This is a genomic window from Clostridium sp. BSD9I1, from assembly GCF_900185645.1.
Classification (GTDB): Bacteria; Bacillota; Clostridia; order Clostridiales; family Clostridiaceae; genus Clostridium_AK.
Window position 1 is genome coordinate 391913 of record NZ_FYAM01000024.1, and the last position, 26338, is coordinate 418250.

Below are 26338 nucleotides of genomic sequence, written 5' to 3' on the forward strand. Positions count from 1 at the left end.
ATGATATAATTTACTTAATGGTGCATACTAGCTTCCTAATATCTAGCACCTTACTCCTATTTCAAGGACGGTGGACTAGCTTATGTGTTATGTTTACATATTAGAATGTGGTGATAAAACTTTGTATACCGGTTGGACAAATGATTTAAATAAAAGAATAAAAACTCATTCTAGTGGCAAAGGTGCAAAATATACTAGATGCAGACTTCCCATAAAACTTGTGTATTTCGAAGAATACGACGATAAAATTTCTGCTCAAAAGAGAGAATATGCCATAAAGCAATTGTCTAGAACTCAAAAATTAAACCTAATAAATAGAATCTATATTTAATATTTCAATTGTCTTGTATTAAATCCCTTCAACACTTCATTATTTTTATTTAGATTTTAGATTTTAGATCCTCATACTTAAAGCATTCCACTATATGATCATTAATTATTCCCATGGCTTGCAAATATGAATATACTATAGTTGGTCCCAAAAACTTAAATCCCCTCTTCTTTAAATCCTTACTTATTGTTTCTGATAATTCATTTTTAGATGGAATCTGAGATTCTCTTTCCCAAGAATTAACTATAGGTTTATTATCAACAAAATTCCATATATATTTGCTAAAACTTCCAAACTCCTTTTGAACCTCAATAAATTTCTCAGCATTATTTATAGAAGCTCTAATCTTTTTTTCATTTCTTATTATTCCATAGTACCTTAATAACTCCTGAATCCTTTCTTCATCATACTCAGCCACTAAATTAACGTTAAAATTATCGTATACCTTTTTATAATTTTCTCTTTTTCTTAAAATTGTAATCCAACTTAGACCTGCTTGAGCAGATTCCAATACTAAAAATTCAAAGTGCTTATTATCATTGAATTCACGAACTCCCCATTCTTCATCATGATATTTTATATAAAGCTCATCCTCGCCACACCACGAACATCTCTTTTTCATAATTCTTCACCTCCAATAAACGTTATATTTTTTATCTTACTCACAAATCTACCTTGATATTAAATTTAAAATTACATTTTATTATAATAACATCAAATATTGATAACTTATCAATAACTTACAACTAATACTTTGATTAATACTTCCCATACTATATATAAAAGCATAATTAATCAATTATGCTTTCAAATTGATATGTATTGGCTTATAACAAAATTATAATTTTCTATAGGCCATGCATGCTTCTTATAGTAAACGGAGATGTTGTCTATGTATATACTTTCAAGCTTGATACTTGTACTTGTGTTTTTATCTTTGATACTTGCAGCATTATTAATTGCCGTACCTTTAAAAGTTTCATTTGCATTTACTTCTCAGGAGTATACAAATTTCAATCTAATTACAACATGGTTAAAACCATTATTAAAATTAGTTATAGTTAAAACTGATGAACAAATGTTTTACACACTATATTTACTTAATAAAAAAGTTTTAACTAAAAATCTTACAAATAAAACACTTAATCATGCTAAAGGTTATATTGAAAAAATACAACTTACACGTAATTTAAAACCTCATTCCATTGATATTGAAGCTTCTTATGGGTTTAAGGACCCTTCTGTCACTGGAATGGTTAGCGGTGCTATTAATTTGGCATCAACTTACCTTGGTATAAATGTTATATACAATAATCCTGATTTTAATATGGATTACGACTACTTCAATATAACGGGTACAGCTCAAGTAAGTGCAATTTCAATAATAACTATGTTTTTTAAATTAAGAAAATTAAATTTAGCAATGCAGCCTTTGAATGCTAATAAATAAAGGGAGGTTTTTTTATGAATGATACTACAAACTTTTCACAAAATCTAGGTACATTATTTTCAGACCTTCACAATTTTGTAGATACAGATTCAGTTTTAGGTAAACCACTATCTGTAGGAGATAAAACTTTAGTTCCTGTAATGTCTGTTACACTTGGTTATGGAAATACTGGCATGTCAACAAAAATGCAAGCAGTAAATAGTACTAACGCTTCTAATGGTGTTGGTTTAGGTGCTAGAGTTTCTACAAGCTCAGTTATAGTTATAGATAAGGATAATGTATCAATGCTTCCTGTAAACGAAAAAAGTACTATGGGACAAATGATGGATAAAATTCCTCAGGCACTATCAACTTTAGGCCAGAACATGATGCAACCTGGTATGAATCAAAGTCAGGGCCAAAGTCAATCACAAAGTAGTCAAAATTCTACCCAAAACAAACAACAAAATAGCTCTAGTAGCTCATCAGGAAGTATGTCCTAATAGGTGCTAGGAAGATTTTAAATTAGTGATACCTTGTATAAATATACTTAATGGAAACTTCTCATTGCTGAAGTTTCCATTTTCCTTAGTACTTTACTCCTAATGCCTAACTTACTCCCATTCTTTCCAGACTTCTGGTTCATAGCCTATAGTTGATTGCTTACCATTTCTTACTATTGGTGTTTTATAAAGCTTTGGATTATTTAAAAGTATTTCTTCTTTAACACTATTGTTTCTTATATTTTGAAGATTTGACTTTTCATATTCCTTAGATTCTTTATTTATTAAATTTGAAAGTCCTACTGCTGCTTTAACGCTTTCAAGTTCTCTTTTACTTAATGCTTTTATTGTCAAATCTATAAATTGATAATTAACTTTTCTTTCTTTGAAGTATCTTTCTGCTTTTTTTGTATCAAAACACTTCTTAGTTCCATAAATTTGAATGTTCATTTAGAAATTTCTCCTTTGTACTAGTTTGTAAATAATAACTTTGCTATATATTTAAGTGATAACTTATTTATTATATTTAAAATATGTTTTATTTAATTACCTTATATTCATTACTCAATAATACACTTATTGCATTTTCAATATGCTCTTCCTTAACTAAAATATAATCTGTGTCATAGGTTGAAATAGCAAATATACTTATACCTTCCTTAGCTAGCAAACTGCTGATTTTAGAAAGTATACCTATGAGTGAAAAATCTAACGGTCCCTCGATTTTTAAGGCTTTCCATTCCCCTTCACACTTTATATTACTTGGGATATTTTCTTCATTACATACAATTGATAATTCATCTGCTGTTTTAGTTATTGAAAAAAATTCACCCTTTGTTCCCCAACTTGGAATAGCTTCATTAGTATCTAATCTACATACCCCAAACTTATCTTTTAATAAGCTAAGTGTTAACTTATTTTCTATCATTATTTTAATCTCCTTTTAAATTTGCTGTTTTAGAATTTCCATAAACCTTTCTGGATTATCTAATTTATTAAAACCAATTTTCTTATAAAATTCATGAGCATCTTTAGTTACAAGTAAGAATCTTTTTAATCCTTGTAACTCGGGATGCCCTACAATAAATTCAAGCATTGTTTTGCCAATGCCATTTCCTCTATAGTTTTCATCCATATAAACATCACACAAATAGGCAAATGTTATATAATCAGTTACTACTCTTGCAAATCCAATTTGAGTATCATTATGAAGAACTGAAATACATAGAGAATTTTTTATAGATTTCTCAATAGCATCCCTTTCTCTATCTTTCGCCCAATATGTTTTCGATAAAAAAATACAAACCTTATTAATATCAACTTTGTCCTTATCCGTAGTTATTATAAAATCATCTTTTTTATAACTAATTATATTTTCCATATCATTTCCCCCCAAGCATTTATATCTCGTTAACAAATTTATGAAATATTTTATTATATATGAAAATTATAGAATATAAATTTATATATTTCCACTATAAGCATAAACTACGACTATAATTTATGATAAAATAAAAGGAAATTGTGACGTTTTTAAGGAGTGATACTATTGGAAAAGCTTTATTATGAAAATCCATATATGAATGAATTTACTGCTGAGATATTAAATATAGTTGAAAAAGATAATAAATATCATGTTGAATTAGATAAAACCTATTTTTATCCCGGTTCAGAAAATATGCCTTGTGATACAGGAAAAATAAATTCTCTCCCTGTGACTTATGTCTATGAGAATGATGAAAAAGTATATCATGTGCTTGAAACAAAGCCTATAAAAATTCATAAGGTGAAATGTACTATAAACTGGAGCAAAAAATATAATTATATGCAGCATAATCTTGGGAAGGCTTTACTTTCTCATTACTTTTTAGAACTATTTAATGCAAATACAGTTAAATTTCACTATGAGGATAATTGCACTTATATTGATATAGATAAGGTTATTACCTTTGATGAAATCAAAAGAGTTGAGGAAATGGCCAATAAAATAGTTTTTAACAACATCAGCATCGAAAGCTTTTATGCAACAAAATCAGAGCTAAAAAAACTATCGGTTAAGAAAGTTTCCCCAAAGGGAAATGAAAAGATTAGAGTAGTTAGAATTGAAGATATTATTATAGCTTCGTATGACGAACTACTTACAAATTCCACTATAGAGGCTCAAGTAATTAAAATTGTTAAGTGGGAAACCTTGGGAAAGAATACTCGAATAGAATTTTTATGTGGCTCACGGGCAGTTTCTGATTACATTTTAAAACATGAGTACATAAAATCTATGTTTAATTTACTAAAATGTGATAATGAAAAAGATGCCTTAGCAAAAGTGCAAAATCTTAGAAATGAACTCAATGATGCTCTAAGTGAAAAGGGAGTCTTAAAGGCACAGGTTGCGGAATATGAAGTTAAAGAGATTTTAAATAACTCTGAAAATATAAATGGCGTTAAGCTAATTAAAAATATATTTGACAATGGCGATTTAAAGTACATAAACTTATTAGCTTCTAAATTAGTATCCTATCCTAAAGCTATAGTTTTATTTGCAATAAAAACTGAAGATAAAGCTCAATTAATTTTTATGTGTTCAAAGGATTTAAAAGTTATAAGCATGAATTTACTTTTAAAGGATGCAATAACTTTAATTGATGGAAAAGGCGGTGGAAGCGACTTTTCAGCACAAGGTGGAGGAAAAGATAATAATAATTTAACTTCCTGCATTGAGTATGCCTACAAGAAAGTGTGCACCCATCTTCAAGATTAATTTCATCATAGTAAATATCAAAAAATAGCTAATCCCTAGTATCTAATGATGTTTAGACACTAGGGATTTAGTGACTATACTAAATTGCACTGCAATTTATTTTTTCGGTGCTAAAATCATAGTCATATTGTTTCCTTCAAGCTTTGCTGGTTTTTCAATAGTTCCAATTTCTCCTATTAACTCAACAAATGACTCCATAATCTTATACCCTACTTGAGTATTATTATTTTGTCTTCCTTTAAACCTAATGGAAACCTTAACTTTATCTTCATTAGTTAAAAACTTTTTAGCATTATTGGCTTTAATTTGAATGTCACCCACATCAATTGTTGGACTTAATCTTACTTCTTTAAGATTAACAACCTTTTGATTTTTTCTGTTTTCCTTTTCCTTTTTAGATTGCTCATAAAGGAATTTACTGTAGTCCATTATTCTACATACAGGTGGATTGGCATTAGGAGAAATCATAACTAAATCTAGTTCTCTCTCTTCAGCTATCATTAAAGCATCTCTTGTGCTTACAATTTTGCTTTCTTCTCCATCAATTAATCTAATTTCTTTTTCTCTAATCTGCTCGTTTAGCATAACATCCTTACTAATAATACCGCCTCCAAAATTTGATTTTATACAATATCTCTAGTATACCTTATTATTTGTCATATTACAAAGAATATATTCTAAAGGCGAATTTATTTTTAAAATGATGGAATTATTGCCCCTTTATAATTTTCTTCTATAAACTTTTTAATTTCTGGTGTGTTAATAGCCTCAACTAAAGCTTTAATATATTCTTTATCCTTATTATCTTCTTTTACTGCAATAATATTAGCATATGGTGAATCCTTTGCTTCAATTGCTAAAGCATCTTTAGTTGGATTTAATCCTGCTGGCAAAGCATAGTTTGTATTTATTACTGCTACATCAACATCTTTTAAAGTTCTTGGAAGCTGAGCTGCTTCTAACTCTTCTATTTTTATATTTTTAGGATTTTCAGTAATATCTAATTTAGTGATTAATTCTCCTTCTTTAAACTTAGCAATTCCTTCTTTTTCAAGTAATCTTAAGGCCCTTGATCCATTTGTTGAATCATTTGGTACTGCTATTGTTGCTCCATCTTTTAAATCTTTTAAATTTTTAATTTTATCAGAGTATACTCCCATTGGTTCTAAGTGAACTTTCGCAACAGAAGTTAAATGAGTACCCTTTTCTTTATTAAATTGTTCTAAGTAAGGAATATGTTGAAAGAAGTTTGCATCTAATTCTCCTTGTTCAACTGCTGTATTTGGAATAACATAATCATCAAACACCTTGATTTCTAAAGTATAACCTTTTTTCTCTAGTATAGGTTTTACCTTTTCTAATATTTGTGCATGTGGTTCTGGAGTTGCCCCAACAACTATCTTCTTTTTCTCTGCAGGCTGAGCTGCTTCCTTATTGCCACATCCTGTTAGACCAATTGCCCCTAAAACTACTGTACTTGCAAGTATTGCTGATAATATTCTCTTTTTCATTATAAAATGCCCCCTATTTATTAAAATATTTTTATTTGTTTACTTTTTTATATATTAAAGTTCCTATGCTTTGAAGCACTTGAACTAAAACTACCAAAACTATTACTGTAGCTATCAAAACATCATTTCTAAACATATGGTATCCATATCTTATTGCTACATATCCAAGGCCCCCTGCACCAATAGCTCCTGCCATTGCTGAAAATCCTACTACACTAATTACTGTAAGAGTTATCCCTGATACAATAGAAGGAAGTGCTTCTGGCAGCATTACTTTGAATATAATTTGTAAAATACTGGCCCCAAAGGATTTTGCAGCTTCAACCACTCCTTTATCTACCTCTTTTAAAGCTGCTTCTATAATTCTTGTTACAAAAGGTGCTGAACCTATAGTCAGTGGCACAATTGCAGCAGGTGTTCCAATGGACTTTCCTACTATAAACCTTGTCACTGGTATAAGTATTACCATCAAAACTATAAAAGGAAATGATCTTAAAATATTTATTATTGTATCTAATACTTTATAAACCGCTTCATTTGGTTTTAATCCATCTTTAGCTGTTATTATCATTATAATTGCTGGTATAAATCCTATTAATACTGCTAAAGCTGTAGAAATTAAAACCATAATTAAAGTTTCACCTAAAGCTGGAAGTAATATTTGAGTTACCATACTTTATAGCACCTCCCAATGTACATTTTTTTTATCTAGATAAGAAGTAACTTGATTCTTCTTATCTTCTGTAGTATTAATTACAAGACTTCCAAGTACTATTCCATTAAACTTCTCAAGTTTTCCCCAAACAATGGACACGTCTATGTTAAGTTCTCTAGCCATAGCTGTTATTACAGAACTCTTACTTATCTCCTTTGGGAAGAATAATTTTATATTTATCCCCTCTTCTGGCAATACCTCTTCTTCTCCTAAAAGATTTTCTAAATCTTTACTTGGATTTAAAAATACTTCTTCTACCTTTCCAGATTGAATTAATTTTCCACCTTCCATTAAGGCAACTTTTGAGCAAGCTTCTTTTATAACCTCCATTTGATGAGTTACTATTACAATTGTTATACCTAATTTATTATTTATCTCTCTTAGTAATTCTAAAATGGACTTTGTGGTCTTAGGATCTAATGCTGAAGTAGCTTCATCACATAATAAAACTTCCGGATTAAGAGTTAATGCTCTTGCAATCGCCACCCTTTGCTTTTGTCCTCCACTTAGCTCCTTTGGCATACTTTGAGCCTTATCCTCTAATCCTACAAGAGATAAAAGTTCTCTTACTCTTTTATTTATATCTTCCTTACTATACTTCCAGGTTTCCATAGGAAGAGCTATATTTTGCCACACATTTTTTCTATTTAACAAACTGAAATTTTGAAATATCATACCTATGTTTTTTCTAAACTCTCTAAGTTCTCTTTCCTTAAGTTCTTTTACTTCTTTGTTGTTTACCACTACGTTTCCTGAATCATAACCTTCAAGTCCATTTATACATCTTAAAAGCGTTGATTTCCCAGCCCCACTGTGTCCTACAATTCCATATATTTCTCCCTTTTCTATAGTAATACTTACATTTTGCAAAACCTGATCTTCTCCAAAAAACTTATTAACATTATTTATTTCAATCATTGCTGCACCCCCTATTATCTAATAAAAAAATAAAGACCTAAGGATAACCTTAGGTCTGAAAAGATCCCGTCTACCCTCATCTCTCAGCTTACGCTGCAGGATTTAGCACCTTATATATATCACAATAATATATATTGGTTGCCGGGTTTCATCGGGCCAGTCCCTCCACCACTCTTGATAAGTCCTATTCGCTTTTATTGTTTTTTATTATATTACCATAGTCAAAGGTTGTCAATAACTTTTTTTTCTAATGATTCTGTAAAATGTGACATTATCAATTCTCCATCATATATTATAGTACAAGCTTGGGATGTTATCTTAGCCTTATGATGCACATCTCAATCAATTGAGATGTGATGATTTATTGCAAAATAGAAGACTTTTATAAATCATGCACGAAAACATCTCAGCTAACTAATATGTGTTGATTTATAACGAAATCCAAGATTTATATAAATCATGCATAACTCATATAAGGAGTGATGTTTATGAATAGATTTGAAAAAATAACACCTTTTAATGGTTTTTATGAAGACCCTAATTTAGGACATCAGAATAATTATGCCTGGGCTATGGGGGAATTAGGCAATTATATATATGTTGGGGTAGGAAAAAATATAGTTTATACAGTTTTAAGATTCGTCTTTAATCTGCCTGAACAATATATACCCGAAGTATTTATCCCAAGACCTTCCATAAACCCAGGAGCTGAAATTTGGCGTTATAACAAAGATGGATCTGAAAATTGGACACAAGTTTATAAGTCTAATCCTCAAGATGGCATAGGCGATTTTAGATATATGATTAACTACACTACAGCATCAGGAAAAAAAGTATTATTAGCTGCTGCTAATTCATTTTCATCTGCAGTGAAAATGTTAATGTCCGAAGATGGTGAGCACTGGGAAGACGTAAGTGATGGTCTCACAGAAGGTGATACAGCAAGAGCCATGGTAGAGCATAACGGAAGAATGTATTTAGGCGTAATGAAAGGACTTGGTGGAAGTTTAGAGACTATTTTATATGAAACAAATGAACCTGAAAATGGGTGGACACGAGTTCAAATAGGAACAGGAGCAAATAATCCTCGCGGAGAAATCGCTTCAATGGAAAGCTTCAATAATCATCTTTATATTGGCACATCTCCCCCTGGAGGATTTGAAGTTTGGAGAACTAATAGGGTATCCCCTATAGAGAATGATTGGAAACTTGTTGTAGATAAAGGTGCTGGTGAAGCCTTAAATCAATTACCTTTAAGCATGAAAGCTTTCAAAGGAGATTTATACGTTGGAACAGGAATATGGTTTGGAGTTTTCAGTATAGACCCTAGCCAAAGGTTTGTTCCCCCAAAAGGCTTTGATCTTATACGCGTTTCATCTAATGACGCTTGGAAGGTAGTTATAGGAAATGAAGCTATTTCTCCTACAAATCCAACTACTAGAGGAATTAGAAGACCCAATATTCCAGCTGGTCTTTGGGATATTTCTAATGCTTACTGCTGGCAGCTTGATGTTCATAACAATAGGCTGTATTTAGGCACCTGGGATGATTCAATATTATTTGCCACTTTATTGAAAACTTTAATAGCAAGATTTCCTAGCATTATATCAAGATTATCTGCCTCAAATACAGAAAATCAGGCAGCCTTAAATGTTGATTCCTTAGACTTCGACTACAATTATGCACCACTAATAGAATCCCTTATACAATCTTTAGCTACTATGAAAGGTACCTTTGGTGGAGACTTGTGGGTTTCCAATGATGGCTCAGACTGGAGATATATAAGCTTAAACGGCCTTGGAAATCCTCGTAATTATGGTTTAAGAAATCTACTTCCTTCAAAGAATGGTAAACTCTATATTGGAACTGCTAATCCTTTTGAAGGATGCGAAGTCTGGGTTTCAAGATAGTAGGTATAACTAACAGGATATTGTGACTTTTTTAATGTTAAATCTTCCGTATGGGTTCTGCACTGTTAATGAAACATCTCATCTTACTGAGATGTGCTAATTTATAACAAAATCATAGATTTCTATAAATTATGCAACGCGTTCACTACGCAAATGAGCTCCAATATCTGTCAATTTAAATCTCCTAAACTTTCTAAACTCGATGACGCTCAAACAGTAGAAAGTTCTTTATGCTGATTTAAATTGACAGATAAAAAGCTTCTAATTGCTTGTTCAATGCTTTCTACAATACAGAATCCATAGTAGAAAGCATTGAATAAACTCCAGAGTGGCTTTATTTATAAATTTAAAATACCGTATAGAGCCTCCTACTGTCTGAGCGACAGCGAGTTTAGGAGGCTTAGATATTTTGAATCTATAAATATTAGCCACTCTTAGCGAAATGAACGCTTTCCTAGATGCAAATTCTATACGGTAGGTTCAACATTATCTTAAAATATCATACTATTTCTATAATATGATGAACCTTTAGTAACCTATTCAAATATACTAATTATGTAAGTTATAAAATAAAGGAGAAAATCATGCTTTCTAACGAGCAATTTGTAAAAAATTCATTAGAACTAAACTTATTCTTCTTACGAATAATGAAGGAACATCTAATCTTTGTAAGTGCTTTCCTTATGCCTAAAGACGCTTACTTAATGGGTAATATTAATACTTTAAAATCCAATCTTGAAAAGTTGCTTGGACATACAATAATGTTATCAAGAGGAGTTATATCTCCAGCTGTGGACGAAACTGGTGATATAGTTACAAAATATACATTAAAAGCTGAAGACACTACAGAATTTTATACCGGCTTACCAATTGACACAAAATTTACAAAGGCAGAACTTGCACTCCCTAAATTCAATGCTATGGAGACTACTAAAGGACTTACCGAAAAAGTATTTTCATTAAATCAAAAAATCATGGATGTCATGAATACCGTTATTAAAATAAAATCAACGCTAAAAGAAAATGTTTTTAAATGCAAGATGTTTATAGGACTTTACCCTGCACTTACAGAACATGTGCTAGAAGAAGCATTGTTTTATTTTAGTATGCTTACAAAGCTACAAAAAAGAGTTGATATGGACATAAATAAAGAAATCGTTAAACAGGAAAGCTTCTGGAATGAAATTATGGCAGAACACTCAAAATTTATAAGGGGAATGTTAGATCCAACAGAAGAAATATTAATTGAAATGGCTGATAAGTTTGGCGATGAATTTGATGAGTTAAATAAGAGAGCATTAAAACTTTTTGATGATATGTCAAAAATTAAAGAAGTAACTAGAGATAGCTTAAAAGCTACTACAAAACTTAGAGATTTCAAAATTCAAGGAACAGAAGGCATACTTTCTTGCAAAGTAAAATCTATAATATTGCCCCTACTTTCTGATCACGTTTTAAGAGAAGCAAATCATTACTTAAAGGCACTTAAGAGCTTGGATATAAATAGTAAGACAAAACGATAGATTTTAGTCAACTTAACAGGATATTACGACATTTTTAATGTTAAATCTTCCGTATGGGTTCTGCATTTAAGAAAGCGTTCACTACGCAAACAAGCTCTAATATCTCTCGATTTAAATTGAGAGATAAAGAGCTTTTAATTGCTTGTTCAATGCTTTCTACAATGCAGAATTCATACTAAATTTAACATTAAAAATGTCTTCATTCACACTGCTGAAGGGCTGGTAAGCCCGCAGACCGATAGGTCGTAAGGTATTAAGTATTCTATTTTTTATCAGAAATCCTTTATTGTACTACCCTATCTTTAACTTGTAAGTTTTTTTGTTTATTTAGTGTAAGTTCTTGTAACGTTAAGGACTGCCGTCCTAAAAGATCTTTATGTGCTAAATCCTAAATACTTAGAAATTCAGTTAGCTGAATTTCTTCCTTTAGTAGGTGTAGGTGATATTTTTAATGTTGAACATATAGTATAGAATTTACATCGTAGAAAGCATTGAGTAAGCTCCAGAGTGGCTTTATTTATAAATTTAAAATACCGTATAGAGCCTCCTACTGTTTGAGCCTAAGGCGAGTTTAGGAGGCTTAGGTATTTTGAATTTATAAATATTAGCCACTCTTAGCGAAATGAGCGCTTTCCTAGATGCAAATTCTATACAGTAGGTTCAACATTATCTTAAAACATCGTACTATTTCTATATTATCTTCTTGCCTTACCTGTAACATTTTCAATAGATATTTTTATAACTTTCACTCTGTTATTTGCTCCTTTAATGTGTTCTATTCCTAGCTCCATATAACCTTTTGAGTACTTGTCTAATATTCCTACAAGTGCATTATACTTTTCATCATTATACACTTCTTCAGCCTTTCCAAAAACTATTGCGCTCTCATAATTAGTTGTAAATTTTTCAGCTATAGGCTGAGTTTTTCCCACAACACAAAAGGATGTCTTGCTATTATTTTTAATGTTATCAAGTTTATGTCCTGTTACTGCACAATGAAAATAAATTGCATCATTGATATAAACATAGCTAAGGGGTACACCGTAGGCATATCCCTCTTCATTTACTGTCGATAAAATTCCATACTCACCTTTTCTTAATATTTCTATAGCATCTGTTGTATCTATACCTCTGTCTTTTCTTCTGATTTCTCTAAACATTTTTATCCTCCTCTATTTTACTCCTTTTTATCTTCCAAACACTTTTCTGGGTTAAGTCTTATAAATTCCCATTTGCCATCCTTAATTTTTCTATATTGCGCTATTTCCACATCTGTATCGTTGGTTAACTGTATAAATTCAATTAAATAATCATGCCCATCTGTACCTTCAAAATATATCTTTTTTACATATCCATCCTGCTTGGTGGGCTGAAGTTTCTTTACAAGTGAACACCAATTTCCATACCTAATAAGTACGGATGCCTCAGCATTATGCGCCCATCCATGATAAGCTGCACATAAAAAATCTTCTCCATAAAAATCTATATTCTCTATTTTATATCCGTTTCCTTCTTGCGAAAGGTATATATATCCATAATAATAAGAAAAATATGTTCCATCCTTTTCTGATCCTTCTATAGTTTCAATTTCTATAAAATATCTTAAACTTGTAGGATAACTTAAATCAAAGGGCACTCTTTTCAACTTAATCAAGTTTATATGCGCTATATTTTTAAAAGATTTAAGATACTTTTCATAACTTAATTTCCCCTTATAACTTGATGATAAAAATGCATAGGCTGCAGGATATGGATATTTAGCATTGCCTATTGTTCCGCATCCGCCCATTTTATTTTCATCTAAGTTTTCTGATTCTCTTAAAATGCTAAAGTAATTTATTATAGTACCTTCTGGAGTCTTTAAAAGGTATTCAGGAAGTGTATTTTTTGAAGAGTCTTTTTCTGAAAACAAATCAAAGAATTTATAATCAAAATTCTTATCATTTAAAATACTAAGTTTAGATGGACGAAAGTATCTTTCAGTATCTGTCTTTGGATAAGTTATATTATGTTCTTCTTTTTCAACAGGCTGCTTTTGAAATTGTCCACCCATAACCATAATTGCTTTATCTCTAGAACCATAAAAGTTTAAATATAAAAGCCCTCCTAATAAAATTATTAAAAGTGAACTGATTACTGTGAAAATTCTTCCTTTAGCTTTTGTCATATTTCCTCCAATTAAATCAATAAGCTTCTTTTAAAGTATATTGATTTGACTCAGGAAATATTATAACAACTTCGGTTTGTTCAATAATTTGCATAGACTAAAATTACTATAAATGAAATTATGTAACGTCATAAATATAAAAATATTTATTTAACACCTTTCTTACTATTATGTATATGCATCTTTTAAATGCATAAAATAACCCTATTAAATTAGAAAGGTGAGATTTTTAATGGATATATTAACTGCTATTGAAAAATTGCTTACAGAAGATATATATACAGATGACAGGCTTATTCCTAAGAGCGTAAATAGAGTTGCTTTAAATACAAATATGAAATCTAATGAAAAAATACTTACTGGAATTTATAAAAATATAGTTTATTATAAAACAAAAGATAGAAATGAAATTTCTAAAAGAATAGATGAACTTCAACGCGAATGGGATACAGAAAGAATTTTAGAAGCCAACGCTGCTGCTGTAATACTTGCAAGCTTAATTTTAGGCAAATTTGTAAATAGAAAATGGTTTATCCTTTCCTGTGGAGCTTCAGCCTTTCTCCTTCAGCATGCTGTTCAAGGCTGGTGCCCTCCCCTTCCTATAATAAGATCACTAGGCAAAAAAACTCCCTATGAACTCCTAGCTGAAATTACAGCACTTAAAATTCTTAGAGGAGATTTTGACTAGGCGATATATTTATTAAAGAACTAATAAGTCTACTTAAAACATTATTCATATGGCTTTGTAATTATTGATTATAAGTTCTTATAACTTGTCAGGTTATCGCCTTGAAAGATTTTTATTTGGTAAACCTGAAATAAAGGCATTTTTAATGGTGAATGCAGTATGGGATTTATATCGTAGAAAGCATTGAATGAGCTTTAAAACGGCTTTATTTACAAATCTGAAATATCGTTAAGAGCCTTCTACTGTCTCAGCCAAGGCGAGTTTAGAAGGCTTAGATATTTTAGATTTATAAATATTAGCCATTTTTAGCGAAATGAATGCTTTCCTAGATATAAACCACATACGGAACATTCATCATTAAAAACATCGTAATTTCTTTTCATGCTGAAGCAGCCACTCTTTTCTCCAAACCCCTCCTGCATAACCTGTAAGCTTACCATTTGTTCCAACTACCCTGTGACAAGGTATTATTATTCCTAAAGAATTGTTGTGATTGGCGTTTCCAACGGCCCTAACTGCCTTAGGATTTTCAATAGCTTCCGCAATATATTTATAACTTACTGTGTCTCCAAAAGGTATTCTTGTAAGCTCATTCCAAACCTTTTTTTGAAATTCAGTACCTTGAATTTCTAGTTTTACAGTGAAACTTTTACGCTGTCCTTTAAAGTATTCATCCAGTTCTTTTATACACTGTATTAGTACTTCTGGCTGTCTTTCTGATGTATTCTCTTGTTTTTCAACAAAGTCTACAGATAAAATCCCGTTCTCATTTGATATAACTTCAATTATTCCAATTGGTGAATTATAGTAAGCCTTATATGCATTTTTCAAAGTGTATTCCTCCTTATTTTTTATTCTTAACACTTCCTACCGTAGTTCCTTTAGGCATTTGAAGTATCTTACTTTTAGTTACGCCAATTAATTGGGATGTATATATTCCATAATGTCCTGAAAAAAGATAACTTATTACACATGCCATAAATATGTAAATCATTCCCTGTCCCCCAAATAATTCTAGTCCAAGTACAAAGGATGAAATAGGAGCATTGGTAGCACCACAAAATACCGCAACAAGTCCAAGTCCTGCTAAAAATGAAGGTGATAGATTTATTATGGAAGATATAGCATTGCCAAAGGTTGACCCTATAAAAAACAAAGGGGTAACCTCTCCTCCTTGAAATCCTGCACCTAAAGTTATGGATGTAAAAATAAGCTTCCATAAAAATGCAAGTGGGGATACTACAGTTTCAAAAGAGCTCAGTATCATTGGAGTTCCTAGTCCCAAATAATCACGAGTTCCTACTATATATGTAAGAATTATTACTATAAGTCCACCTGCAAAGCTTTTAACCATTCCACTTTTAAAGTATTTAGAAAATACTCTCTTTAAACTATGCACCATTTCGCTAAAAGCTATACTTATAATTCCAAATAGTATAGACGCAATAATTACTTTTGCTGTAACAATCAAAGTCATATCTGGTATTCCAGTAAAAGCATAATGACTATGCTTAGCACCTAAATAAGTTGCCACTAAATTTCCTACAAAGCTTGCCGTAAAACAAGGAATTAATGCTTCATAATGCATATGGCCTATTACTACAACCTCCATTCCAAAGATTGTACCAGCAAGCGGCGTTCCAAATACAGAACTAAACCCACTGCTTATTCCACACATTAGAAGAAGCCTTCTGTCAGCTTTATCAACTTTAAATATCTTTCCTATAAATTCAGCTATACTTCCTCCCATTTGAACAGCGGTTCCTTCCCTACCTGCTGAACCACCAAACAAATGAGTTATAATCGTACCTAAAAAAACTAAAGGCGCCATTCTTAAAGGTACTTCTCCGTCTCCCTTATAAATCTGCTCAAGTATTAAATTATTGCCTTGTGAAGAGGTTTTTCCAAACCTTATATATAAAAAGCTTACTAATGCTCCTCCAATAGGCAGCAGATATAAAAGCCATGGATACTCACCTCTTTTATCTGTGGCAAACTCTAAGCTCCATAGAAATAATACAGACAATGGCCCCACTACAAGCCCTACTACGCTCCCCATAGCTATCCACTTTATGAAATTCAACGTAAGAGCTGCATGCTCTTTCCCTTGTGCCAGGTTTAAAACTTTATTTTTGAGCTCATTCAAAACTTTCTTCCTTCCTCCATTGATTGAGATTTCAACATTATCTTAAAATGTCATAATTTTATTATACTATTCTAGTATAAATAACTTAATAAATTATGCAAAGAAATTTTTTTATTAGTGATATTACATATAGGTCAATTAGTATATATAGATAGAGGATAAAATTAAGGGGGAATTTTATGTTTAATAAAGGTGAAGATAGGTTCCAGGTAGTTTACAAACAGGGAAAACTCTCGGGCTATAAGATAATCGTTGATAAGAAAACAGGAGTAAACTATTTGTTTACCTACGATGGATATGCCGGTGGACTTACTGTCCTTTTAGATAGAGAAGGAAACCCTGTAATTTCTCCTGCAGAAAAATAATAAGTATTTCTTCAGTGTTTAAGGAGTGATTTTATGTCTCAAGAAGCTTTAACTAATCAAACTATAGAACAACATTCTATTTTAAAATCAATATTTTTGCACTTATTCCCAGGATTACTTTCACTTACTTTTTACTGCCTTACTGCCCCTATTGCAGTAGCATATGGATTTCCATCTATGTTTGCTTTTATACTTTCTATGATTTGTACAGCCCTTCCCTTTGAACTTGGATACTTACTTTATCAAGGGGAACAGATTAATGGAGAAATGTCCTTAAAAGAATTGTTTGACTTTAAGAGAAAATTATCTTTGGATGAATATCTTTTATTGATACCTGCTCTAGTAATTTGGGGGGCTGTATGTCTTGGTTTTATAGGACTTGTAATAGATCCAATAATTATAAATAAAATTTTTTCTTTTTTACCCGAATGGTTTAATGTAAATGACATTATATACAATGCGCCAAAATACTCTACTACTACTTTAATAGTTACATTTATACTTTGCTTTATTGTGTTAGGAATCATTGCACCCTTGATAGAAGAATTATATTTTAGAGGATACCTGCTTCCTAGAATTTCAGAGTATGAATCTGTTTCACCTATTATAAATGCCATATTATTTTGTATATATCATTTTCATGCTCCATGGCAACTTTTTAGTAATTTACTTTTTTATTGGCCATTTGCACATTTAGTTTGGAAAAGAAATGACTTAAGGCTTGCACTTTGTATCCGTGTAATACTTGGGATTGGACTAGCACTTAGCTTAATTCCACTTATTTGGGTTGAATAGTGCACAACATTTTTAATGTTGAACGTGGCATATGGAATTTGCATTTAGGAAAGCGGTTCACTGCGCAAAGAAGCTCTAAATTTATGACTTTAAACCACCTAATTTTTCTAAACTCGCTGTCGCTCAGACAGTAGAAAATTCTTAACGGTGTTTTAAAGTCATAAATAAAGAGCTTCTAATGCTTGTTCAATGCTTTCTACAATGCAAATTTCATACTTATGTTCAACATTAAAAATATCATTTAACATGCTGTGAGTATTAAATGAACCTATGTCATAATTTCTTCCTCATACCTTAATTATTATTTTTAAATTTTAGCTTTTCTAGCAGCACTTCCACATCTCCCTTAAAGGTAAAGCACATTAATTTATCTTCTTTTTCAAAAATAATAAAAAATGCTTTAGGTCCTTCTTCTTTAGGAAGTACTATAATTGCTTGGTCTACTACATCATTTATCCATTCATTTTGTAATACTAACGGTGATTCTAAAGAAACTTTAATTGCATATCCTTCTTTTGGTATGGGATTAAGCTTTGCATATATTCCATCTATTCCTTGAAGGTAACTTATCACTAGATTTTCAATCTCACTATTAGACTGAACTGTTTTTATCAGTTGATCTTTTTTTATATCATAAATTTCTATATCGTTATAATCCTTTGCATAAATACTTGCCGGAAATATAAATAAAATAGCTAAAATTGCTATAATTTTCTTAATTACCTTCATCCCAATCACCTCAAGGTTAGTGTACCCTAAAATTAATAAAAAAATATTGCTCACATATTTTCTATAAGATTTTTTTAATAAAGTGCCACCCACATGACAAGTGGCAAGTTGATAAAGCTTGCTACTTGTTATGTGGGTGGCACTCTCCTATTTAGCGTACTTAATTCCGCTCCAGTAGATATTATCTGCAACTTCTGCAATTTCTGGTAATTTTACATCTTTAAGAGCCCATTTCTTAAACTCTTCATAACCTGTTCTATCTACAATGTAGCCTATATGCTCTTTTCCTTCTGGAGCATCCTTATCTATATATTCATTAATGTAATCATAAGTATTTAAAATAATTTTTATTATGCTTTCTTCATCTACCCATTTTATAAAATCTTCTGCAAGACGTGGATTTTTCTTTCCTGTTCTACCCATGATAGCAAGTTTATAATATTTTTCATCACTTCTTGTCCACGCATTATTTGGGCATTTTACTACACATTCGCCGCAGCCTAAACATTTATCATGATCTCTTTCTACCTTAAAGTTTTCAAGTTTTAAAGCTCCTGTTACTCTCTTTTTGCAATTAGTCACGCAGCGACCGCAGGATATACATCTGTGAGCATCATACTGAGGCATTGTCATACCCATTATTCCAAAGTCCTGCATTCTTGCTTTTATACAATCATTTGGACATCCTGTTAATGCAATTTTAACATGATAATCATTTGGGAATATTGCCTTTTCTATTTTTGCTGCAAACTTTGAAGTATCATAATTTGCAAAAGGACATACCTTGTTTCCTACGCAAGCTGATACATTTCTAGTACCTGCAGCTGAATATCCCTTTTCCTTATCATTTTGATTTATCTGAAGTTCATCTATTACAGGTTGAATTAATTTATTTACCTCGTCCATCTTATCAAAATCAATTCCTGGTATTTCAAAACCCTGTCTAATAGTCACATGTACATTTCCATTTCCGTACTTTTCAGCTATTTCATATATTACAGGTAAAACCTTTGAAGGAAGATGTCCCCCTGGCACTCTCACTCTTAAAGCTGTCTTATTTCTTTCCTTAGTTACTCTAAAGGCATTTTTCTTTAAAGCTTTAGTATTTATATCCATAGTTAATCTCCCTCCTAATCTATAAGCTTTTTACCCTCTGTATAATTAAATACAGGACCATCTAAACAAATATATGTTTCTCCAATTTTACAATGTCCGCATTTTCCAAGTCCACAACACATCTTTCTTTCCTGAGAAATCCAGATATTCTTTTCTTCTATTCCAAGTTTTAAAACCTCTGCCACTGCAAACTTCATCATTACAGGTGGTCCTACAACTATAAACTGAGCATTTTCTTTATCTTTTAAATTTAAAAGTGGTATATATTTTGTAACAAGTCCAACGTTACCTTTATATCCTTCTTCTGCAGAGTCCACAGTAATTGTTACATCTATGTTATTTTTCCATGCTTCTATGTCATCTTTAAATAGCACGCTATCTACATTTTTAAATCCTGCTATTAAGCTAAAGTTTCCACATTCTTCTCTGTTTTTGTGGAAATAATCTATAACTCCTTTAACAGGTGCAAGTGCTGTTCCACCTACAACTATAACTAAATCCTTATTTTTATAGTTTTCTACATCAAATCCATTACCATAAGGTCCTCTCATAAAGAAGTTTTGGCCTACTTCATACTTGTGTACTTCATCTGTAACTACTCCGACCCTTCTTATAGTTAATTCTACAAAGCCGTCGCCTATTCCACAAACAGATATTGGAGCTTCACCGTACTTTGGAATTGAAACCTCAAAGAATTGACCAGGTTTTACCTTAGTTTCTCCCTTGTATTCCATTCTAAATGTATATTCTATGTCAGTATGCTTTTTTATATCTAATATTTCGGATTTAAAAGGAATGTATGGATTATTCATTAGCCTTTCCTCCTTCTAGAGCGTCAGTTAATTTATTTACACAATTTGAGAATGATATATATTGTGGGCATGCGTCATCGCATCTTCCGCATCCTACACACATATGATACCCAAATCTCTTATTAAAATCATAAACTTTATGAAGAACCTTAAATCTCATTCTTTGTCCCTTATCTTGTCTAAAGCCATGTCCACCTGCCATAGTTGTGTAACCATCTACTTGGCAAGATGCCCAAACTCTTCTTCTTTCTCCTGCATTTTTATTATCCCTGTAGAATATATCCTGCATTGAGTTACATGTACAAGTTGGACAAACAAAGTTACACTTTCCGCAAGCTATACATCTTGCGTTATATTCATTCCATAAGGGTAATTTAGCCACTTCTCCAAGACCTACCTTGTTTTCATCTGGAATGTTTACATTTATATCATTACTTTCCACATAAGCTGGAGTAACATCTAAAGTTTCTGCTTCTACTCCTTCAAAGTATATTGAAAGATTATTATCTTTTACATCGATTTCAATGTACTCTCCACCATCATTTACTGCCATATCATAATCACCTGTCTTATTTGTACCCATGGATGCACAGAAGCAATTTTCAAAGGAATTTTCACATCCTATTAAAACAAACTTTACTTTATCTCTTAATGCCTTATAATAAGGATCTTCTGCGCCATTTTTTAAGTAAATTTGATCTACTCTCTTTACACCATGCATATCACAGCTTCTTAAAAACACTAATATCTTTTTATCATCTATTTTAGGCTCCATCCACTGATCTTCAGTGAAGTAAAACAATGTTTGAGTTGTTGGAAGTATAACTTCCTTATATGAAAAATGTGATTTATCTACTAAATTTATCTTTTCTCCATCTTTAACTTCTTCATATCTTATAGAATCTGTATCTGAAAAGTTTCCCTTGCCAGCTAAAGTTACTGGTGCATAAACCTTATATTCTTTTGATAAATTTTTGATAATATTGTTAAAGTCTTGTCTTCTCATTCTTAATCCCATTATTATCACCTCTTATTTACTTTCTTTGATTGTATTAGAATTTGAAACCTTAATAGTGTTTTTAGCTATTGAAAAATAAGCAAGTGCTACAAAAACTATTCCACCAATCATGTTTCCTAGCGTTACGAATATAAGATTGTGGAAAAGTCCACCTAATGTTACTGCTCCACTGTGTGGAATTAAAAGTCCTATTGAAAGCAATGTCATATTCGCTACTGAATGCTCAAATCCTGCTGTTATAAATGCAAATAGACACCAAAATATCATAATTAATTTTCCAGCTTCTTCTTTCATCTTAAAAGAACACCATACTGCTAAGCATACAAGCAAATTACAAAGTATTCCTCTATATAATAATTGATCCCAAGGTAAGTTCATTTTTGTTTCACTAGCTTTTACTATAAAGCTTGCTACTGGTCCTGATGCAAGTCCACTTTTTACATACATAAGTGCTAAAAGTGCTGAACCTATGAAATTTCCAACATATGATACAATCCAAACTTTAAAGGTCTCCCCCCAAGTTGTTTTTTTATCTAAAGAAGATACTGTCATGACCATGTTGTTACCTGTGAATAATTCTGATCCTGCCATTATTACGAGACTTAATGCAATTCCAAATGAAGCTCCCATTAAAACTTTAGTAGCTGGTGAATTTGCTGCACTAAAAATTCCACCTATTGTAAAGATAAGTATTATACCAATTCCTACATAAATTCCTGCTAATGCTGATGATATTGTATAACCAAAAGGATTGCTTTTTAATAATTTTGCTTTTGCCTCTCCTGCATTACCAACTTTGTTAATTTCTTCACCAAACATGATAGATCTCCTCTCTAATCAATTTACATATATGATTTTAAATCATAAAAAGATAAAAGTATGTGATTTTTATCACATACTTTTATCTTTTATAAATATTTTTTATAATTTTGTGATTATTAAATTTAAAATAAAATGTAACATTTATTATTTGTTTCGTACAAGTTCTTGCAAATTCCTGAGCTGCTGTACTAAAATATTTTTGCGTTCCAAGGCTTAAAATATTTTAGAAATTCAGCTCACTGAATTTCATCCTTTAGCAGTTTTAATGAATACATATTTAATGCTAGAGAGTATATAGTTTTCATCGTAGAAGGTATTGAATGAGCCTTAAAACGGCTTTATTTATAAACTCAAAATACCGTTAAGAGCCTTCTACTGTCTGAACAATAGTGAGTTTAGAAGGCTTAGGGATTTTTAATTTATAAATATTAGCCGTTATTAGCGAGATGAACCACCTTCATAGATGAAAATTATATACGACCCCAGCATTAAATATATCGTAATATTTTTATACTTTGAATTTTGCAACCATACCTTGAAGCTTATTGACACTTTCACTTGTGGTATTTATAAGTTCAAGCACTTCATTTGATTTATCAAAAACTTCAGTAGTACTTTCTGCAATACTTTCAGTACCTTGTGCTGTTTCATTATTGGATGCAGCAACTCCACCAATGGACTTTGTTACATTTTCCATAGAAACTGTTATTTCATCTAATACTTTGCTTAGACTTGAAACAAAATCTTCCATGTAAGCAGCATTCTTATAGTATTGTTCACCAGTATTTACGAGAGCCTCATAATCCTTTATTACATTTTGTTTAATAAAGTCTAATATCTCACTTGAACTTTCACTTAAATTTCCCACAGAATCTATTACTTGTTTTGTGACTTGTTGAATTTTACTTACAGCATTCTTTGAGTCCTCTGAAAGTTTTTTAATTTCATTAGCTACAACTGCAAACCCTCTACCAGCTTCCCCTGCTCTTGCTGCCTCAATAGATGCATTTAGTGCAAGTAGATTTGTTTGTGAAGCTATTTGTAGAATTGCATCAGTAAGCAAACTAATTTCCTCTACTGCTTTTGATTGCTCTATAGCATCAGTTAATTTTTTATTAGCTGCCATACCTATTGTTTGTGCAGTTTGCTGAGCAGCCACTGCATTTTGTTTTAACTCTTCTGCATGCTTACTGATTTCCTTTATAACTTCAGTTCCATTTTCAGCTTTAGAAGAAATATCTTCAATAGCCTTTTCAATTTCTATAGCTGATGCATCCATTTCCTCTGTTGAAGCTGCAGATTCTTCCATGCTTGCTGCCATTTCTTCTGTGGTTTTCAGTACATTACCAATTTGTAATGTGAGATCTTGTATATTATTATTTGTTTTATTAACTATATTACCTACCTGAGAAGATTCACACGTAATTGTAGATATTATATTTCTAAAAGAATCTTGAAGTAAATTTATATTTTTGGCAAGTTCTCCGATCTCATCATTACTTTTCACTTCAATATGCTGAGTTAAGTCTCCTTCGCTACTTGCCATTTCACGAAGTTTGGTTAATACATTAAAAATAGGCTTTACAACTTTCTTAGAAACATACGACCATGCCATAATAAGTATTATTATAGCTATAATAATTGAAATTCCCATTATGCCCATTGTTACATATATGTCTCTTTGTATATCTGCAATAACATTTTTTATATTTTCATTGGAGCTGTTCTTAAACTTATCTACTTGTTCATTTACTTCCTGTGCCATTTTATCAAATTTAAGCATTGTAACATTTCCTTTACTAGGACCTCCAGTAATATATGCATTGGCCATAACTTTACCAGTTTCATAATAAGGCTCAAAAGCTTTTTCAATAGCCTGTACCTCATCAGTGTTTCCAGGATTAATTTCTATAAGCTCCTGTAAATTTTTCTTGGCACCCTTAGCATGTTCTTCTGCCTTTTCAAAGCCGTCATTATAGCCTTCTTCCCCTCTTGTTGCGCTAATATCTGTAAGCCACTGTTGAACTTGAACAACGTTTAACTTTAACTCCTCTGCCTTTGAAAGCGTAGCAAAGTATTTTTCATTCATTTGTTTTACTTCTAATAAATTATTTTGCACAGCCCTAATTTGGGCAATTGTGATACTCGTAAAAAGAATAAACATCATAAAAATGGGCAATATGATTTTTATTTTTATACTTTTCATTTTTTATTTCATCCCCTTCTAATTGCTAAATACTTGATATAATCCTGCATTTTTTTATTGTAAACTAATTTAGTTACATATGTATCTAATATTTTTTACAATTTTATAAACAATCAAAGTTTTATTTATGCATTTACTATATTATTCGTAACAACTAACGATAACTAAACATACCACTTGCTATGTAAGCGGCACTTTTATTGCATAAACTAAGATTTAAGGAATATATTTATATTGGTTAATATTAAAAGGAGTAGTTACAATGACAAACATATTTAAAGTCAATAATAAAAAAAGTATTCTGTTGTTGATTATCATCATAGTTCTAACAGAAGGAGCTGGAACCTTATCTGGATTTCTAGGAATGTCAAACAGAGAAAATTATGCAAACTTAATAAAGCCAGCATTCTCTCCTCCAGGATGGGTCTTTGCAGTTGTGTGGCCAATACTATATTTACTTATGTCCATTGCCCTTTATAGAATATTATTATTAAAAAAGGAAGGGAAAGATGTTACACGAGCACTTGTATATTATTTCATTCAATTTGGCTTGAATTTACTTTGGACATTCATATTTTTTAGATTTAACCTTTATGGACTAGCTTTCATAGAATTACTTGTACTTCTTGTGTTTATTCTTTTAACCACCTTTGAGTTTGGAAAACATGATAAGATATCAGCTTATCTTTTAATTCCTTATATACTTTGGGTATCTTTTGCAGGAGTTTTGAATTTTTCTATATGGATGCTTAATGAAATGTGAGAAAAAATCCAGAGCATTTTTTCTAGGTATTAGGTACAAGGTACCTAAAAACTCTTTGCCTGTTTTCTATTTCCTAAAAAACTCTGCCAGCTTTTCTCTGTCTTTTACTATTATTCTTCTTTTATCTGTAACTATGAGTTCATGTTCCTTAAGTTCTTTAATTGCTCTAGATATAGTTTCTCTGGAGCTTCCAAGCATTTCTGCTATATCGTTTACAGCAATATTTAAAGCTATTTCTTCTCCCTCTTTAACAGTTTTCCCATAGTCTTTAGATAACTTCCAAAGCTTTGCTGCTACCTTTCTTTCTATTTTTAAAGGAACAGTATTTTTAAGCTGTCTATAAAGTCTTCTTATTTTTTTAGACATGGAGCATATTATCTTATAATTGAAATCCCAATCAAGACTCATTGCTTTCATAAAATTATCTTTAGGTATTGATAAAATTAACGAAGTTTCATAGGCATCTGCACTAATCGATGCAAATTTACCATCCATTATAACTTCATTTATTACATAATTCTTTCCTAATATATACACTATCTTCTTTTGTCCACCTTCAGATAATCTATAAAGTACTACATTTCCTTCCACTACAATATATATATTAGTAACTTCTGTCTTTTCCATAAAGAGATTTTCACCTTTTTTAATCTTCAGCATACTAGCTCTTTCTGTTAAAGCTTTCAAAGCTTCCTTATCTATTCCTTTAAATATATCTATATTATCAATATAATTTTTAGCATCCATACTTCACACCGCCAAGCTATAATTTAATTCTTTATCATTATATAGTTTACCCCAAGTTATTGGCTTCGTAAACAATATAGAAATATTACGACCGTTTTTAATGCTCTTGGTTGCATAGAATTTTCATCTAAGAAGACGTTCATTTCGCTAAAAACAGCTAATATTTATAAATTCAAAATTCCTAAACCTCCTAAACTCGCCGTAGCTCAGACAGTAGGAGGTTTTTAACGAAATTTTCAATTTATAAATAAAGCCGTTTTAAAGCTTATTCAATGTCTTCTACGATGAAAATTTTATACTCCCATAGCATTAAAAAGTTCTTCATGTGAACTGCTAAAGGAAGAAATTCAGATAACTGAATTTCAT

General features: G+C 31.1%; 29 protein-coding genes and 1 riboswitch. Of the genes, 10 read left to right on the plus strand and 19 right to left on the minus strand.

From position 1 onward, the window contains the following. Positions 1–82 precede the first annotated feature (82 nt). Positions 83–331: a GIY-YIG nuclease family protein gene (locus BSD9I1_RS15350; RefSeq protein ID WP_186431071.1), complete on the plus strand. Its 249-nt coding sequence runs from the start codon at positions 83–85 to the stop codon at positions 329–331. A gap of 49 nt (positions 332–380) precedes the next feature. On the opposite strand, the gene BSD9I1_RS15355 is transcribed toward BSD9I1_RS15350, so the two are convergent. Beyond that, positions 381–953 carry a DNA-3-methyladenine glycosylase I gene (locus tag BSD9I1_RS15355; RefSeq protein WP_186431072.1) on the minus strand — a complete coding sequence of 191 codons (573 nt, stop codon included), beginning with the start codon at positions 951–953 and terminating at the stop codon, positions 381–383. Positions 954–1223: 270 nt separating this feature from the next. On the opposite strand from BSD9I1_RS15355, the gene BSD9I1_RS15360 reads away from it, so the two are divergent. After that, the gene (locus BSD9I1_RS15360) at positions 1224–1781 is read left to right on the plus strand and encodes a hypothetical protein (protein ID WP_186431073.1); all 558 of its coding nucleotides are present in this window, start codon (positions 1224–1226) and stop codon (positions 1779–1781) included. Positions 1782–1795: 14 nt separating this feature from the next. Continuing rightward, a complete protein-coding gene (locus BSD9I1_RS15365) occupies positions 1796–2263 on the plus strand; it encodes a GerW family sporulation protein (RefSeq protein ID WP_035307999.1) in 468 nt (155 codons plus the stop codon). A 111-nt stretch (positions 2264–2374) separates the two neighbouring features. Here BSD9I1_RS15365 and BSD9I1_RS15370 read toward each other — a convergent pair whose 3' ends face one another. The 3 genes from BSD9I1_RS15370 to BSD9I1_RS15380 form a co-directional block, all read right to left on the minus strand. Beyond that, positions 2375–2713, minus strand: a complete 339-nt coding sequence (locus BSD9I1_RS15370) for an arsenate reductase family protein (protein WP_186431074.1) — start codon at positions 2711–2713, stop codon at positions 2375–2377. Positions 2714–2801: 88 nt separating this feature from the next. Next, positions 2802–3191, minus strand: coding sequence for an ACT domain-containing protein (locus tag BSD9I1_RS15375; RefSeq protein ID WP_186431075.1), 390 nt, complete (start codon positions 3189–3191; stop codon positions 2802–2804). A 15-nt stretch (positions 3192–3206) separates the two neighbouring features. After that, on the minus strand, positions 3207–3644 hold the full coding sequence (locus BSD9I1_RS15380) for a GNAT family N-acetyltransferase (protein WP_186431076.1): 438 nt from the start codon (positions 3642–3644) through the stop codon (positions 3207–3209). Positions 3645–3812: 168 nt separating this feature from the next. On the opposite strand from BSD9I1_RS15380, the gene BSD9I1_RS15385 reads away from it, so the two are divergent. Further along, positions 3813–5021, plus strand: a complete 1209-nt coding sequence (locus BSD9I1_RS15385) for a DHHA1 domain-containing protein (RefSeq protein WP_373419356.1) — start codon at positions 3813–3815, stop codon at positions 5019–5021. 96 nt (positions 5022–5117) lie between these two features. Here BSD9I1_RS15385 and infC read toward each other — a convergent pair whose 3' ends face one another. The 4 genes from infC to BSD9I1_RS15405 all read right to left on the minus strand — a co-directional run bounded on the left by infC (position 5118) and on the right by BSD9I1_RS15405 (position 8165). Then, positions 5118–5606 (minus strand): translation initiation factor IF-3, encoded by a 489-nt coding sequence (gene infC, locus BSD9I1_RS15390; RefSeq protein ID WP_035307991.1) that lies wholly within the window; start codon positions 5604–5606, stop codon positions 5118–5120. A 110-nt stretch (positions 5607–5716) separates the two neighbouring features. Then, positions 5717–6532, minus strand: a complete 816-nt coding sequence (locus BSD9I1_RS15395; protein ID WP_186431077.1) for a MetQ/NlpA family ABC transporter substrate-binding protein — start codon at positions 6530–6532, stop codon at positions 5717–5719. Positions 6533–6563: 31 nt separating this feature from the next. Next, a complete protein-coding gene (locus BSD9I1_RS15400; protein ID WP_186431078.1) occupies positions 6564–7205 on the minus strand; it encodes a methionine ABC transporter permease in 642 nt (213 codons plus the stop codon). A gap of 3 nt (positions 7206–7208) precedes the next feature. Beyond that, a complete protein-coding gene (locus tag BSD9I1_RS15405) occupies positions 7209–8165 on the minus strand; it encodes a methionine ABC transporter ATP-binding protein (protein ID WP_186431079.1) in 957 nt (318 codons plus the stop codon). A 73-nt stretch (positions 8166–8238) separates the two neighbouring features. Beyond that, positions 8239–8349: riboswitch (SAM riboswitch) on the minus strand. A gap of 304 nt (positions 8350–8653) precedes the next feature. Here BSD9I1_RS15405 and BSD9I1_RS15410 point away from each other — a divergent pair. Together BSD9I1_RS15410 and BSD9I1_RS15415 are read left to right on the plus strand one after the other, a co-directional pair. Further along, positions 8654–10075, plus strand: a complete 1422-nt coding sequence (locus BSD9I1_RS15410) for a hypothetical protein (RefSeq protein ID WP_186431080.1) — start codon at positions 8654–8656, stop codon at positions 10073–10075. Between the two features lie 584 nt (positions 10076–10659). Beyond that, complete coding sequence (locus BSD9I1_RS15415; RefSeq protein ID WP_186431081.1) at positions 10660–11598, plus strand: DUF2935 domain-containing protein; 939 nt, start codon at positions 10660–10662, stop codon at positions 11596–11598. A gap of 695 nt (positions 11599–12293) precedes the next feature. On the opposite strand, the gene BSD9I1_RS15420 is transcribed toward BSD9I1_RS15415, so the two are convergent. Both BSD9I1_RS15420 and BSD9I1_RS15425 read right to left on the minus strand, forming a co-directional pair. Continuing rightward, complete coding sequence (locus tag BSD9I1_RS15420; RefSeq protein ID WP_186431082.1) at positions 12294–12758, minus strand: pyridoxamine 5'-phosphate oxidase family protein; 465 nt, start codon at positions 12756–12758, stop codon at positions 12294–12296. A 17-nt stretch (positions 12759–12775) separates the two neighbouring features. Beyond that, positions 12776–13765: a hypothetical protein gene (locus tag BSD9I1_RS15425; RefSeq protein ID WP_052085697.1), complete on the minus strand. Its 990-nt coding sequence runs from the start codon at positions 13763–13765 to the stop codon at positions 12776–12778. A gap of 232 nt (positions 13766–13997) precedes the next feature. Here BSD9I1_RS15425 and BSD9I1_RS15430 point away from each other — a divergent pair, with 232 nt between their 5' ends. After that, on the plus strand, positions 13998–14453 hold the full coding sequence (locus BSD9I1_RS15430) for a DUF2892 domain-containing protein (RefSeq protein WP_186431083.1): 456 nt from the start codon (positions 13998–14000) through the stop codon (positions 14451–14453). Positions 14454–14810: 357 nt separating this feature from the next. On the opposite strand, the gene BSD9I1_RS15435 is transcribed toward BSD9I1_RS15430, so the two are convergent. Together BSD9I1_RS15435 and BSD9I1_RS15440 are read right to left on the minus strand one after the other, a co-directional pair. Continuing rightward, entirely contained in the window at positions 14811–15284 is a 474-nt protein-coding gene (locus BSD9I1_RS15435) for a methylated-DNA--[protein]-cysteine S-methyltransferase (RefSeq protein WP_186431084.1), read from the minus strand. Between the two features lie 13 nt (positions 15285–15297). Then, positions 15298–16599 (minus strand): voltage-gated chloride channel family protein, encoded by a 1302-nt coding sequence (locus tag BSD9I1_RS15440; protein WP_373419357.1) that lies wholly within the window; start codon positions 16597–16599, stop codon positions 15298–15300. A gap of 179 nt (positions 16600–16778) precedes the next feature. Between BSD9I1_RS15440 and BSD9I1_RS15445 the strand changes: the two genes are divergently transcribed. Together BSD9I1_RS15445 and BSD9I1_RS15450 are read left to right on the plus strand one after the other, a co-directional pair. Next, on the plus strand, positions 16779–16964 hold the full coding sequence (locus BSD9I1_RS15445; protein ID WP_035307972.1) for a DUF6440 family protein: 186 nt from the start codon (positions 16779–16781) through the stop codon (positions 16962–16964). 33 nt (positions 16965–16997) lie between these two features. Further along, the gene (locus BSD9I1_RS15450; protein WP_186431085.1) at positions 16998–17759 is read left to right on the plus strand and encodes a CPBP family intramembrane glutamic endopeptidase; all 762 of its coding nucleotides are present in this window, start codon (positions 16998–17000) and stop codon (positions 17757–17759) included. 294 nt (positions 17760–18053) lie between these two features. Here BSD9I1_RS15450 and BSD9I1_RS15455 read toward each other — a convergent pair whose 3' ends face one another. The 6 genes from BSD9I1_RS15455 to BSD9I1_RS15480 form a co-directional block, all read right to left on the minus strand. Next, positions 18054–18488 carry a hypothetical protein gene (locus BSD9I1_RS15455; RefSeq protein WP_186431086.1) on the minus strand — a complete coding sequence of 145 codons (435 nt, stop codon included), beginning with the start codon at positions 18486–18488 and terminating at the stop codon, positions 18054–18056. Positions 18489–18635: 147 nt separating this feature from the next. Then, positions 18636–19604: a sulfite reductase subunit C gene (asrC, locus tag BSD9I1_RS15460; protein ID WP_186431087.1), complete on the minus strand. Its 969-nt coding sequence runs from the start codon at positions 19602–19604 to the stop codon at positions 18636–18638. Between the two features lie 14 nt (positions 19605–19618). Beyond that, positions 19619–20416: an anaerobic sulfite reductase subunit AsrB gene (gene asrB, locus BSD9I1_RS15465; RefSeq protein WP_186431088.1), complete on the minus strand. Its 798-nt coding sequence runs from the start codon at positions 20414–20416 to the stop codon at positions 19619–19621. Further along, positions 20409–21434, minus strand: a complete 1026-nt coding sequence (asrA, locus tag BSD9I1_RS15470) for an anaerobic sulfite reductase subunit AsrA (protein ID WP_186431089.1) — start codon at positions 21432–21434, stop codon at positions 20409–20411. Before asrA ends, asrB begins: the two co-directional genes overlap by 8 nt. A gap of 12 nt (positions 21435–21446) precedes the next feature. Continuing rightward, positions 21447–22253, minus strand: a complete 807-nt coding sequence (locus BSD9I1_RS15475; RefSeq protein ID WP_186431090.1) for a formate/nitrite transporter family protein — start codon at positions 22251–22253, stop codon at positions 21447–21449. 511 nt (positions 22254–22764) lie between these two features. Beyond that, the gene (locus BSD9I1_RS15480) at positions 22765–24462 is read right to left on the minus strand and encodes a methyl-accepting chemotaxis protein (RefSeq protein ID WP_186431091.1); all 1698 of its coding nucleotides are present in this window, start codon (positions 24460–24462) and stop codon (positions 22765–22767) included. Between the two features lie 262 nt (positions 24463–24724). Between BSD9I1_RS15480 and BSD9I1_RS15485 the strand changes: the two genes are divergently transcribed. Further along, entirely contained in the window at positions 24725–25225 is a 501-nt protein-coding gene (locus BSD9I1_RS15485; protein WP_186431092.1) for a TspO/MBR family protein, read from the plus strand. 66 nt (positions 25226–25291) lie between these two features. On the opposite strand, the gene BSD9I1_RS15490 is transcribed toward BSD9I1_RS15485, so the two are convergent. After that, positions 25292–25972 (minus strand): Crp/Fnr family transcriptional regulator, encoded by a 681-nt coding sequence (locus BSD9I1_RS15490; protein ID WP_186431093.1) that lies wholly within the window; start codon positions 25970–25972, stop codon positions 25292–25294. Between the last annotated feature and the right edge of the window lie 366 nt (positions 25973–26338).

Bases quoted from the DNA above. Each gene is read 5' to 3' on its own strand.
- BSD9I1_RS15350 (WP_186431071.1), top strand. From the start codon at position 83: ATGTGTTATGTTTACATATTAGAATGTGGTGATAAAACTTTGTATACC.
- BSD9I1_RS15355 (WP_186431072.1), bottom strand. From the start codon at position 953: ATGAAAAAGAGATGTTCGTGGTGTGGCGAGGATGAGCTTTATATAAAA.
- BSD9I1_RS15360 (WP_186431073.1), top strand. From the start codon at position 1,224: ATGTATATACTTTCAAGCTTGATACTTGTACTTGTGTTTTTATCTTTG.
- BSD9I1_RS15365 (WP_035307999.1), top strand. From the start codon at position 1,796: ATGAATGATACTACAAACTTTTCACAAAATCTAGGTACATTATTTTCA.
- BSD9I1_RS15370 (WP_186431074.1), bottom strand. From the start codon at position 2,713: ATGAACATTCAAATTTATGGAACTAAGAAGTGTTTTGATACAAAAAAA.
- BSD9I1_RS15375 (WP_186431075.1), bottom strand. From the start codon at position 3,191: ATGATAGAAAATAAGTTAACACTTAGCTTATTAAAAGATAAGTTTGGG.
- BSD9I1_RS15380 (WP_186431076.1), bottom strand. From the start codon at position 3,644: ATGGAAAATATAATTAGTTATAAAAAAGATGATTTTATAATAACTACG.
- infC (WP_035307991.1), bottom strand. From the start codon at position 5,606: ATGCTAAACGAGCAGATTAGAGAAAAAGAAATTAGATTAATTGATGGA.
- BSD9I1_RS15395 (WP_186431077.1), bottom strand. From the start codon at position 6,532: ATGAAAAAGAGAATATTATCAGCAATACTTGCAAGTACAGTAGTTTTA.
- BSD9I1_RS15400 (WP_186431078.1), bottom strand. From the start codon at position 7,205: ATGGTAACTCAAATATTACTTCCAGCTTTAGGTGAAACTTTAATTATG.
- BSD9I1_RS15405 (WP_186431079.1), bottom strand. From the start codon at position 8,165: ATGATTGAAATAAATAATGTTAATAAGTTTTTTGGAGAAGATCAGGTT.
- BSD9I1_RS15410 (WP_186431080.1), top strand. From the start codon at position 8,654: ATGAATAGATTTGAAAAAATAACACCTTTTAATGGTTTTTATGAAGAC.
- BSD9I1_RS15415 (WP_186431081.1), top strand. From the start codon at position 10,660: ATGCTTTCTAACGAGCAATTTGTAAAAAATTCATTAGAACTAAACTTA.
- BSD9I1_RS15420 (WP_186431082.1), bottom strand. From the start codon at position 12,758: ATGTTTAGAGAAATCAGAAGAAAAGACAGAGGTATAGATACAACAGAT.
- BSD9I1_RS15425 (WP_052085697.1), bottom strand. From the start codon at position 13,765: ATGACAAAAGCTAAAGGAAGAATTTTCACAGTAATCAGTTCACTTTTA.
- BSD9I1_RS15430 (WP_186431083.1), top strand. From the start codon at position 13,998: ATGGATATATTAACTGCTATTGAAAAATTGCTTACAGAAGATATATAT.
- BSD9I1_RS15445 (WP_035307972.1), top strand. From the start codon at position 16,779: ATGTTTAATAAAGGTGAAGATAGGTTCCAGGTAGTTTACAAACAGGGA.
- BSD9I1_RS15450 (WP_186431085.1), top strand. From the start codon at position 16,998: ATGTCTCAAGAAGCTTTAACTAATCAAACTATAGAACAACATTCTATT.
- BSD9I1_RS15455 (WP_186431086.1), bottom strand. From the start codon at position 18,488: ATGAAGGTAATTAAGAAAATTATAGCAATTTTAGCTATTTTATTTATA.
- asrC (WP_186431087.1), bottom strand. From the start codon at position 19,604: ATGGATATAAATACTAAAGCTTTAAAGAAAAATGCCTTTAGAGTAACT.
- asrB (WP_186431088.1), bottom strand. From the start codon at position 20,416: ATGAATAATCCATACATTCCTTTTAAATCCGAAATATTAGATATAAAA.
- asrA (WP_186431089.1), bottom strand. From the start codon at position 21,434: ATGGGATTAAGAATGAGAAGACAAGACTTTAACAATATTATCAAAAAT.
- BSD9I1_RS15475 (WP_186431090.1), bottom strand. From the start codon at position 22,253: ATGTTTGGTGAAGAAATTAACAAAGTTGGTAATGCAGGAGAGGCAAAA.
- BSD9I1_RS15480 (WP_186431091.1), bottom strand. From the start codon at position 24,462: ATGAAAAGTATAAAAATAAAAATCATATTGCCCATTTTTATGATGTTT.
- BSD9I1_RS15485 (WP_186431092.1), top strand. From the start codon at position 24,725: ATGACAAACATATTTAAAGTCAATAATAAAAAAAGTATTCTGTTGTTG.
- BSD9I1_RS15490 (WP_186431093.1), bottom strand. From the start codon at position 25,972: ATGGATGCTAAAAATTATATTGATAATATAGATATATTTAAAGGAATA.